Source organism: Candidatus Phytoplasma pini (assembly GCF_007821455.1).
GTDB classification, from domain to species: domain Bacteria; phylum Bacillota_I; class Bacilli_A; order Acholeplasmatales; family Acholeplasmataceae; genus Phytoplasma; species Phytoplasma pini.
On record NZ_VIAE01000003.1, the window covers coordinates 1 to 12,313 of the forward strand.

7 protein-coding genes and 1 tRNA gene are annotated in these 12,313 nt (G+C 21.3%); 3 read left to right on the plus strand and 5 right to left on the minus strand.

Annotated elements, in window-relative coordinates; all coding sequences use genetic code 11:
* Nucleotides 1–231: 231 nt before the first annotated feature.
* From pth to MDPP_RS00845, 3 genes are all read right to left on the minus strand, one after another.
* On the minus strand, nt 232–795 hold the full coding sequence (gene pth, locus MDPP_RS00835; RefSeq protein WP_144658313.1) for an aminoacyl-tRNA hydrolase: 564 nt from the start codon (nt 793–795) through the stop codon (nt 232–234).
* Nucleotides 796–995: 200 nt separating this feature from the next.
* Entirely contained in the window at nt 996–3,815 is a 2,820-nt protein-coding gene (locus MDPP_RS00840) for a cation-translocating P-type ATPase (RefSeq protein WP_144658314.1), read from the minus strand.
* Between the two features lie 250 nt (nt 3,816–4,065).
* Nucleotides 4,066–4,596 (minus strand): FtsH/Yme1/Tma family ATP-dependent metallopeptidase, encoded by a 531-nt coding sequence (locus MDPP_RS00845; RefSeq protein WP_186390724.1) that lies wholly within the window; start codon nt 4,594–4,596, stop codon nt 4,066–4,068.
* A gap of 1,035 nt (nt 4,597–5,631) precedes the next feature.
* On the opposite strand from MDPP_RS00845, the gene MDPP_RS00850 reads away from it, so the two are divergent.
* From MDPP_RS00850 to MDPP_RS00860, 3 genes are all read left to right on the plus strand, one after another.
* A complete protein-coding gene (locus MDPP_RS00850; protein ID WP_144658316.1) occupies nt 5,632–7,005 on the plus strand; it encodes a 2-hydroxycarboxylate transporter family protein in 1,374 nt (457 codons plus the stop codon).
* Nucleotides 7,006–7,050: 45 nt separating this feature from the next.
* Nucleotides 7,051–8,397: a pyruvate kinase gene (gene pyk, locus MDPP_RS00855; protein ID WP_144658317.1), complete on the plus strand. Its 1,347-nt coding sequence runs from the start codon at nt 7,051–7,053 to the stop codon at nt 8,395–8,397.
* A gap of 713 nt (nt 8,398–9,110) precedes the next feature.
* Nucleotides 9,111–10,283 carry an NAD(P)-dependent malic enzyme gene (locus MDPP_RS00860; RefSeq protein WP_144658318.1) on the plus strand — a complete coding sequence of 391 codons (1,173 nt, stop codon included), beginning with the start codon at nt 9,111–9,113 and terminating at the stop codon, nt 10,281–10,283.
* Nucleotides 10,284–10,423: 140 nt separating this feature from the next.
* Here MDPP_RS00860 and MDPP_RS00865 read toward each other — a convergent pair.
* Nucleotides 10,424–10,512, minus strand: a tRNA-Leu gene (locus MDPP_RS00865).
* A 101-nt stretch (nt 10,513–10,613) separates the two neighbouring features.
* Complete coding sequence (locus MDPP_RS00870; RefSeq protein WP_144658319.1) at nt 10,614–12,311, minus strand: DAK2 domain-containing protein; 1,698 nt, start codon at nt 12,309–12,311, stop codon at nt 10,614–10,616.
* Nucleotides 12,312–12,313: the final 2 nt, after the last annotated feature.

Here is a 12,313-nt window from a genome sequence, read left to right on the forward strand (position 1 = left end):
TAAAAAAAATCATCTTCAGTTTTCAAAGAAATAAAATAAAAACAAATATTAAATAATATCATTACTAAAAAAAATTACAAATAAAAATTATTTGAATTTAGCATAAAATATAACAACACTTAATTATAACATAAAAAAAAAAAATTCAATATTTTTTAAATAAAATTTATTTTTTAAAATTTATAAAAATACAATAATCATAAAATACAAAAATGATTTCAATATATATTCTTATATTGAAATATTTATTAAATTATCAAAAGATATTCCCTTTACGAAATTAATCAATAATCTTTCAAAAAAAGGAAAATTTTCTAAAATTTTATTTTCAAATTGTGAATCGAATTTTTTCAAAACATATTCTTCTAAAGGAATATTTTTATCATAATCTACACCTATTTTCAATCTTTTGAATTGATTAGTTTTCAAAATATCAATTATATTTCTTAAACCATTATGACCTCCATGACCTCCTTTGCTTTTTAATTTAAAAATCCCTGCTTTTAAATAAATATCATCGTTAATTATTAAAACATCTTTAATTTTGATTTTATATTTATCTATTGCTTTTTTAACTGCTTGTCCAGATAAATTCATATAAGTTTGAGGTTTTAATAATATAAATTTTTCTTCCTTAATGCTTAAATGATAAATTAAATTTGATAATTCTTTTCGAATAAATAACAAATTAAATTTCCATATTTGTAAACAATAATCAACCAACATAAATCCTATATTATGAGGTGTTAAAGAAAAACAATCGCCAATATTGCCTAATCCTACAATAAGTTTCATTCATAATTCCTCTTTAGATTTAAAATAAAAAAATTTTAGAATAACTTTTTTTAATTATAAAAAGAAAAATTTACAAAAATTTTATTTTATTTTTATTAAAATAAAAATATTTATATTAAAAATGAAAAAATATAAAAAAATTAACAATATATTTTTGTTAATTTTTTATTTTAAAATTTATTTTTTGAAAAAAATAATTGTTAAAATCTTTTTTTATTAAATTTATTGTTAACAAAAAATTTATAAATAGTATCGAATAATAAAATAACTAAAGTGCAACAAGACAAATATAAATAATCAGAAAAATCTATTTTTGTATTCCCAAAAAAATTATTTAATTTATCAAAAGATTGAGAAACTAAAATAAAGAAAAATAATTCACATAAAATACCAAAATATAACAATTTATTTTTTTTAAAAATAACTTTCCAAAAATAAAGTCTATTAGAACGACAAGCAAAAACATTACCTATTTGAGCGAAAATAACTGCACCAAAAGCCATAGTAGATGCTTTTAGAAATTCTTTGTTATTCGTTACTTCTTCAAAATTCCAACCACTAAATTTTTTTATATCACCTTTAATATAACAAAGAAAGAAAATTAAAGCTAATAATCCTTCAATAATCCCTAAAAAACCATAACTTTTTTTCAAAACTGTTTTATCTAATAAACTATCCTTATTATTTATAGGTTTTTGTTCAGATAAATTATCTTCTGGTTTTTCGCCACCTAAAGCTATAGCAGGCAATAAATCTGTAACTAAATCTATTGCTAAAATTTGCATAACACCTAAATAAAGTGGCATTTGTGTAAAAGCCATAAATAAAATAGGAAAAATTTGAGGAACATTAGAACTAAAAACATAAATCATAAATTTTTTAATATTAGAATAAATATTACGAGCTTCTAAAACTGCTTTCGGAATAGAAGAAAAATCATCATCTAATAAAATCATATCAGCTGAATTAATGGCAATATCTTTTCCTGATTTACCCATTGCAATACCAATATCAGCAGATTTCATAGCTAAAATATCGTTAACTCCATCTCCAATAAATCCTACAACTTCTCCGTTATCACGATAAGCTTCGACAATTTGTAATTTATGTTTAGGAGTAGCACGAGAAAAAAATATCGGTTGAGGCTTCTTTATAATTTCTCTTAATTCTTGTGTTGACATTTTATCAATTTGAGAACCATCGATATTTAAAAAATTATTTTCTTCTGAGATAATGCCTACTTGTTTTCCTATGGAAACAACTGTTGGACCAAAATCTCCTGTAATAACAACGATTCTTAAACCATATTGATATAATTTTTTGACTGCTTCTGAAACTTCTATTTTTGGTGGATCATAATGAACAGTAAAACCTAAAAAAACCATCTTATTTTCTTCTTCAGAAATATTTTTTTCTATTTTTTTATAAGCAATAGCTAAAAGACGATATCCTTGAGTCGATAGAGTTTGATTTTGCTTTTCGAAAAATTTTTTTTCTTCTTCAGAAAATAATAAAACTTTCTTGTTTTTATATTGGAATAAACAATCCTCCAAAAGAATATTTGGAGCACCTTTGATAAATAAATATTTATCTTTTTTATCATAATATTCTTGAGAAATATTTTCAACTAAAACACTCATTTTTTTGTTTTCAGAAGAAAAAGGATTTATCTTCTCAATTTTCCAATTGTTTTTAACTTGTTGAACATCTAAACCGTATTTAGAAGCAGCAATCAATAAAGAACCTTCTGTTGGATTTCCGATTATTTTAAAATAATTTTTATCTTTCGGATCATCAATTAAATTAGTTTCTGAACACATTATAGCGGCAATAAATAATTTATTTAAAACTTTAACTTTATCATCATTTATATTATTTTTTATGTCTGTAGATAAAATTTGTTTTGAAAAATCACTAATCTCAATATCAAAAATTCCGCCAGGAAATAAAACCTTTTTACAAGTTAATTGATTTTTAGTTAAAGTACCTGTTTTATCAGTACAAATCACTGTTGTAGAATTTAATGTTTCTACCGAAAACAATTTTTTAATTAAAACTTTTCGTTTAGCCATTCTTTGGGAACCAATTGCTAAACTTAAATTAATAGTAGGTAATAACCCTTCTGGTATATTAGCAACTAACATTCCTAAAGCTACAATAACAGCACTTTTTAAAGCTTTTGTAAAATTAGATAAATAACTTTTATCATTATAATAATAATAAAAACAAATTAAAAAAACTACTATAGATAAAAAAGAAGCAATACAACTTATTTTTTTAACTATTCGATTAATTTCTTTTTCTAAAGTACTTTTTCTTTTTTTAATATTTTGCGCTATATCAGACACTTCACCGATTTGTGTTTTTGAACCGATAGAATAGACAATAGCCTTAGCACTACCTCGTGATACCGTAGTACCAGCGTAAACTAAATTAGGTATTTCTGAAATAACATTAATTTTTTCTAAATTAGGAAAAGAATTTTTATTTAAAGGAACAGTTTCGCCGGATAACATTGAATTATCAACGAAAAAATTATTTGCTTCTACAAGTCTTGCATCTGCAGGAATAATAGTACCCATTTCTAAAAATATTAAATCACCAATAGTTAAATCAGTAATATCAATCATTTGTATTTTATTATCACGATATACTTGAATTTTTTTTGGCATCATATCGTTTAACGAAGATAAAATTTTATCTGCTTTATATTCTTGAAAAAAAGAAAAAATGCCATTAATGACTACAACTGAAACTATCGCTATTCCAATAGTTGTATCACCTATAAAAAAAGCTAAAACACTAGATATCCACAATAAAATAGCAAACATAGAAATAAACTGTTTTATAAATTGCTTCCCAAAATTAAAATTTTTATTATTTTGAATAATATTGTAACCGTATAAAAAATGTCTTTTTTCTATTTCATCTGAATTTAAACCCAAATTACTAGTTTTAAAATGATGAAAAACTTCTTCTAAAGTTAAATTACTAATATTTAAAATATCTTCTTTGTTCATATCGTTTTTTTTTAAAACCTATCAAAATAAACCTCTCAAAATAAAATTTTTATATTAAAAATATTTAATTTCAAATAAAAATTTATTATATAAAAAAATATGAACTTTTTATTCCTTATAAAATAAAATTATTTTTATAAAATATTTTGTAAATTTGTTCATTGAAATAAATTCGAACAGTATCAATATTATACTTGTTTTTTTATACAAAAAAAAGAACAAAATTTTAAGAAAATAAATAATTCAAACATTAATCCAAAATAAAATTTTTATTATTTTTAATTTTATATAAATCTTCTTTATTTAATGTTGTTTTAGATAACAACTCTTGATAAATCTTTTCTATAATTTCTTTATTCTTGTAGATTATTTTTTTTCCTTGAATTAAATAAAAATCTAACTCTTTTTGCAAATTATTAAAACCTTTTGCGCGAAGAACTTTTTTAGCTTTTAAATAGTCGCTTTTAGAACCTTCACCGACTTGTTCTTCTTTAATTTTATTATTTTCATACAACCACAATTCAACTGATGTACCGCCTAAATCACATAAAAGTCGTTCTTTCCAATTTCTCGAAATATCGTTATTAATCAGATTAAAAACAGTACGACCTTTAGATATTCCTTTTGGTTTAATTGTTACATATTTTAAATCAAAAATTTTAGGATAAGCTAATGCAAAAAAAGTATGTCCTGCTTCATGGTATGCCGTTTTTTCTTGATCTGTTAATTCATTTTTCAGATGAAAAAAATCAAAAAAAGAGTTTTTGATTATAGGGTTCATATAACCAAGACAAAAAAAAATATTTATACAATTAATAATAAATAAAACAAAAATCCAAAACAATACATTTCTATTTTTCATAATTGATTTTAATAATATAAAAATATAATTATATTTTTATTATTATTTTTATTATTCCTCGACAAAATTATTTTCTGTATTATATTTTTTATGTAATTTTAATTAAGTTTCATCCTAAATAAAATTACATAATTTTTCAATAAACGTTTTTTAATAATTTTTTTGATAAAAAAATATTTTCGTTTAAAAAAATACTTTCTTAATCGATACAAAATTTAAAAATATTTATAAATACTAAAAAATAAAAAATTTCATAAATTTTGAAAAATAAAAATTATTCTATCTAAATTATTATTAAATTTAGAATATTTTTTATATTTTCATATTCAAATTGACAAAAATAAAAATATAATTCTAGATTATGCTACAAAGTAAATCTTCAAAAATCAAATCAAATAAAAAAAAAAATTTTCATTATTTTTTACTTAATATTACGCTTAATCATAATATATTATATTGTATGAATATTTTTTGTAATTTAATTAATATGAATAATATTAGTATTAGGACCATTCTCAATAATATAATTAGAAATATCAAAAAATATTAATTTTATTATCATTATTCCTATTAATATTTAAATATTAAATCACCCTTCTTTTTGATTTTTAACTTTCAATTCATTATATAATATATAATAATTTAAGTTTATTTTCAAGTAGTTTTATTTTTGATTTAATTTTTTTCAAATATTCCAATTTGAGTTTTAAGCTACCGACTTGTGCTGTTCCGTTTTTTTAGGAAATTTCTTAAATATAGAAAAATAAAATTATGACTTATTTATTTTTTTTTTTTTTTTTTTGAATACTGATAAGGATATTCTTATATAATATTTTTATATTCTTATGTATATTTATATTTTTTATGAAACAATATTTTTTTGTTTTATAAAAAAAATTTTTCCAATATTAGAAAGGGTAGTTTTTATTTTTTTTATTAATTATTATTTTAAATATGCAAAAAATAAAAAAAAATATTTTTGGGTTTCATCCTTTATTTTTTTTAATACTTATTTTCTTAATTTTTTTTAATTTATTTTATATAAATAATGAACCTAAATTATGGCATCCTTTATTAACACCTTTGTTTTTAATAATGGTATTAGGTTTTTTTTTGAATTTTATTGGCGAAAATATTCCTTTTTTTAATAAATTAGGATTAGGTTTTTTACTTTGTATTTTAATTCCTTCTTATTTGGTTCACAAAGGTTTAATCAATAAAAAAATATCTGAAATGTTTGATTATTATTTTTTTAATAAGCCGAATAGCGACAAAGATGGGTTAGGAATTAATTTTGCACAATTTTTTATAATCATTATTGTTTCAGGAAGTATTATTAGCCTTGATATAGATTTTTTAAAAAAATCTTTACATAAATTAATTTTTTTAACTTTAATTGCTATTTTAATATCTATTTTGATAATAGGTGTCATAGGATATATTTTTAATTATGAGTGTCCAGATATATTCAAAAATAAAACGAAAGGTTCTTTTTGGGATAGTATTTTTTTTGTAGCTGTTCCGTTAACTAATGGCGGAACTAATTTAGGTATTAATGGTTTTTCTAATGGTATTTATAAAGAAGTTTTTAAAAATTCCAGTGTTGTTGATATAAAAAGTGTTATTTTGGCCCCTTTAATTTTAACAAAGGTTTTAAGTATTTTTTTTGCTGGTCTTTTATATTTTTTATTTGATAACACTAAATATAGCAGTAAAAATTTTTTAGGAAACGAAAAAAAAATAATGGTAAAAAAATTTTCTGAAACTCCCTTAGAATATCAAAATATTGGTTCAGGTTTATTAATTGTTTGTTCTTTGTATTCGATTAGTAGTATAATTAATTATTGGTTGTGTCAAAAAATTCGTTTTAAATTAGATATTATAGTTTTTGTCATTTTTATATTATTAATTATGAAATTTTTCAATCTAATTTCTTTTAAATATCAAAATGATTTATTTCAAACTGGAAAATTTATGAATATTAATTTTATGTTTCCTGCTTTAGTTGGCCTAGGTTTAACTACAAAATTCGATAAATTGAGAGAATGTATGTTGAATCCAATCATTTTGCTTATGGTTATTATTTCTTTATTAACAACAATTATTTTAGTTTTTATATTTTCGAAATGGTTTGAATTTTATCCCTTAGAATCTGCTTTAATATCTGGTATTTGCGCATATAGTATTGGGTCAACGGGGAATATTGCCGTTATGGAAATTAGCCACAGATCTTATTTATTGCCTTTTGCAATGATTATTACAAGGACAATTGGTATTATTATTTATATATTAGCTAGTATTATTTTTCCTATTTTATATATGCGATAAAACTAAAATTAAAAATTAATTAAATTAAAAGGAATTGAATATATTATGAATAAAACAAAAATAATTTGTACTTTAGGACCGTCTTCTTATGATAAAGAAACTTTAAGAAAATTAATTCATTCAGGATTAAATGTAGCAAGATTTAATTTTTCTCATGCGGAATATGAACAAAGTAGAATTTTAATTCAAAATATAAAAGATTTAAATAAAGAGCTAAAATCTTATGTAGGTTTTATTTTGGATACTAAGGGGCCTGAAATAAGAACACATCAATTTGATGGTTTAGTAAGTATTAAAAAAAATTCTTTAGTTAAAATTTATTCAGAAGAAGTTTTAGGTAATTGTGAAGGTTTTTCAGTCACTTATAAAGATTTTTATAAAGAAATAAATGTTGGTAACATGATTTATGTTGATGATGGTTATTTATCTTTAGAAGTCATTGATAAAGATTTGGCTAAAAAAGAATTGATTACAAGAGCCAAAAATGATCATAATTTAAAATCACGTCGTGGTATTAATGTTCCAAATGTCAAATTCAATATTGATTTTATTTCCCCTAAAGATTATCATGATATTCTTTTTGCTATTGAAGAAGATTATGATTATATAGCTGCTTCTTTTGTTCGAAGCGCAAAAGATATCCAAGATATAAAAAATATTTTAAAAGAAAATAAAAATGATAGAATTCAAATTATTGCAAAAATAGAAAATCAAGAAGGTATTGATAATTTGGATGAAATTATTGATATTTCTGATGGAATTATGGTAGCTCGAGGAGATTTAGGTATTGAAATTCCTGGTGAAAAAGTGCCTTTATATCAAACTAAAATAATTTTTCAATGTTTATTGAAAGGAAAAATAGTTGTTGTGGCAACTCAGATGCTTGAATCAATGCAAAAAAATCCTCACCCTACAAAAGCTGAAATTTCAGATGTTTTTAATGCTGTTAGAGAAGGAACTGTAGCAACTATGTTGTCAGGAGAATCAGCGTCTGGCGATTATCCTATTGAATCAGTTCAATATATGAGTAAGATTAATTATCAAGCAGAAAAAAATTTAGATTCTTATTTTTTATCACATATTTATCAACCTCAAAATTCTCGAGAGTATTTATTATTGAGCGTTGTCGAAATAGCTTTTCGTTTAAACGCAAAAGCTATTATAGTAGATAATTTTCAAGATGCTTATAATATTTCTAAGTTTCATCCTTCTGTTTGTGTTTTGGCTTTATTGTCGGATTTAAAAGAAGCTAGTCTTTTATCTTTGAGTTTTAGCATTATTCCGATTTTAAATCAAGAAGAATTAAATAAAAAAATAAGTTTTTTAAAAAATAAAAATGATAATTATTTTTTGTTAGTTAAAAAACAAACGATGGAACTTAAAATATTATAAATAAATAAAAAATTAAATTATTAAAATATTATGAATCAATGCAAAGTTGCACTGTTCCAAAAATTTAGACACTTTTTTAATTAACAAAAATATTTCTTTAATTTGAAAAGATATGAAATGATCTACTTAATTTTAGATCTTAAAGAGTTATTTTATAAACAGAAATTGTCTAAAAAAGGAACAGTGTATTAATCAATAAAAAAAAATAAAAAATATTAGAAAAAAAATAATTAAAATAAAAAATTAAAATTAAGAATATCAAGTGATAAAATAAAACTATTAAGAAAAAAAATATTAAAAAACATAAAAGAATAAAATTAAAAAATAATATTTTAGATTGATTAATTTTTTTCTAAAATTTAATTCATTTTTTGATAAACAAATTACTAATTTATAATTTCAATAATTTAAAAATAATTTATTATAATAAAATTAATGATGTTTTTTATTCAAAAACTATTTAAATATTTTCGAAATAGATATTAGAATAATATCAATATACATAATTATATTACATAAAAAAATAACTTTTTTATTTTAAGTATTATAATAGTAGTGGTTTAGGAATTAAATTATTTTTATTATTAATTTAATGAATTTTAAACTTTTTATAATAATCATAATAATTTCTTTATATATTATTTGTATATTGAATAAATATTGTAAAAAATTATGAATAAAAAAATAGAAAATATAGGGGATTATAATATTTTATGGATTTAAAAGAAAAAGCACTAAAAATTCATGAACAAAAAAAAGGTAAATTAGAAATGAAGTCTAAAGTAGAAGTTAATAATCTCGAAGACTTATCTTTAGTTTACACTCCAGGAGTTGCTGAACCTTGTTTGAAAATTCAACAAAATCAAAAAGATGCTTATAAATATACATCTAAAGGTAATAATGTCGCAATAATTACTAACGGTACAGCTGTTTTAGGTTTAGGGAATATTGGAGCTCTAGCTTCTATTCCTGTAATGGAAGGGAAAGCTATTCTATTAAAAAAATTTGCTAATATTGATTCTTTTCCTATTTGTATTGATTCAGAAAATACAGAAGAAATTATAAACATTATTAGTAAAATTTCATCTTTTTTTGGCGCTATTAATTTAGAAGATTTTAAAGCGCCTGAATGTTTTGAAATTGAAACAAAATTAAAAGAAAAATTAAATATTCCTGTTTTTCACGATGATCAACACGGAACAGCTATTGTAATAACTGCTGGAATTTTAAATGCTTTAAAAGTAGTTGGAAAAAAAATAGAAGAAGTAGAAATAGTTATTTTAGGTGCAGGTTCTGCAGGAATTGCTACTGCTAAATTGTTACTTTTATTAAAACCTAAAAATATAGTTTTAATAGATAAAGAGGGAGCGATTAACAGAAATAGCAATTGTTTTTTAAATGAAAGTCATAAAAAAATGGCATTAATAACTAATTTCAATAATGAAAAAGGAAATTTAGAAAGTACTATTAAAAACAAAGATATTTTTATCGGATTATCAAAACCTAATTTATTAACTAAAGAAATGGTTTCTACTATGAAAAAAGACGCAATCGTTTTTGCTTTAGCTAATCCAATTCCAGAAATTTTTCCTGAAGAAGCTAAAAAAGGAAATGCTAGAATTGTGGCTACCGGAAGATCTGATTTTCCTAATCAAATCAATAATTTATTAGTTTTTCCAGGTATTTTCCGTGGTGCTTTAAATGTTCAAGCTGAACAAATAACAGAAGAAATGAAATTATCATCCGCTTATGCTTTATCCAATGTTATTCCAGAAAATGAATTGAATGAAAATTATATTATTCCTTCTATTTTTAATCCGAAAGCTACAAAAGCGGTTACAGAAGCTGTTGAAAAAATCGCTTTAAAAACAAAAATGAATAAATAAATTTGAATTGAAATAATTTAATTTTTAATCATTACTGATTCAGTATATTTATTTTTTTAATAAAAAAACCCAATGATTTCTTATTTATTTAAGATAATAATTGGGTTTTTTTACATTATTTATGATATTGATTTTTATTTTGGTGTAGATAATGAGATTCGAACTCACAAGAGAAAAATTTTCTCACATGCCCCTCAAACATGCGCGTATACCATTCCGCCATATCTACCAAATAATATTCATAAAATAAAAATATCTTTTTATGAATGAATTTATTAATTATAATTTGTATATACTCAAAAATAATAATAAAAAGAATATTAGAATATATTATTCTAAAAGAAAAATACAAGGAGATAAAGAATCATCATTATTTTCTATTTTTTCTATTTCTATAAAAGAATATTTTTGTTCTAAAAAACTATCTATTTCCAATAAATCTTTATTTTTAACAAGATTTTTATTATAAAAAAAAGTTAAAAAAATATTTTTTGATTTAATCATTTTAACTAATAATTTTTTTACTAATTTAACTAAATCTTGATGATATGCTATTTGTTTTTGTTTCCAAATAGCTAAAAAACTTTTTTTATTTTCTTTTTTTAACGAAATATTTTGTGATGATTGAATAGAGATATTATTATTAAAGATAATTTCACCTATTTTAATCTTTTTCATATTTTCTTCTATTCTTTTTAAATTTTCTTTTAAAGAAAGTTTTTCATCTAAAAATAAAAGAGCGCTATAACATTGAGCTATGTTTTCTATTTGTAAAAATTCTATATTCAAAGAAGTAAAATCTTTAACTAAATTCATATTCTGAAGCAAAATAGAAGTTTTTTTATAATTAGGGAAAATAAGGATATTTTTAACATTGATATTTGTCAAGATTTTTCGTAATTGTTGTATTAAAAAATAATCATTATCAGGAATATATTCTATAATATAATCAACTTTTAAATCTTTGAAAATATCTTGAAGTTCTTTATTAAAAGATATAGCTATTACTGCATAATCTTTAGATTGCGTATTAATATTGAAATCATTATTTTTTTTCTTTTTTTCGATAACTGAATCAATTTGTTCTTTCATATCGTCAATTTTACATTTTATTAATGTTCCGTATTTTAAAAGACTAGTTAAAACTATTCCTGGATCATTAGTATGAATATGAATTTTTAATAAATCATTATTTTTCAAAAAAATCAATGAATCGCCTTGTTTCATGAAATATTTTTTTTGTAATTTTACATCAAAAAAATCAGGAGATTGCAATTTAATAATAAATTCTGTGCAGTAAATATAATTCAATTTAGAAATTTCTAAATCATAATGATATTCTTTTGCTTGAGGATTTAAAAAAAAATTATTTATATTATTATCTGTATATTCTTGAATTTCTGTATCATTTAAAAAAGATAACATACCATTTAAAATTAAAATATAACCGGCTCCGCCACTATCTACTACATTAGCTTTTTTTAAAACACTTAATAAATCAGGAGTTTTTTTTAGAGAAATTTCAGCATATTTAATTAAATTTTCTACTACTTCATTAATGCTTTGCCATTTATCTTTTTCTTTCCTAACACTTTCGATGGATTCACGAAAAACAGTTAAAATAGTTCCTTCAACAGGTTCTATAACTGCATTATAAGCTTTTTGATAACCTCTCGCTAAAGATTGAATAAAATCTGAAATATTAATATTGTTTTTTTGAAAAATTTTAATTTGTTCATAAATACCGCAAAAAAATTGAGATAAAATAACCCCTGAATTCCCTTTAGAATTAATCAATAAAGCATCAGATAAAACCTGAGTTACTTTAATAATAGAAGAATCATCGATATTTTCTAGTTTTTTGATACCTTCTAACATAGTCATTTTCATATTATTACCTGTATCACCATCACGAACAGGAAAAACATTTAAATCATTAATTGCTTGTGAATTTTTGTTTAAATTCAAAGCACCATTAATAATCATTTTTTTAAATAACTTACCGTCTATAGTTTTATAAATTGTCATTT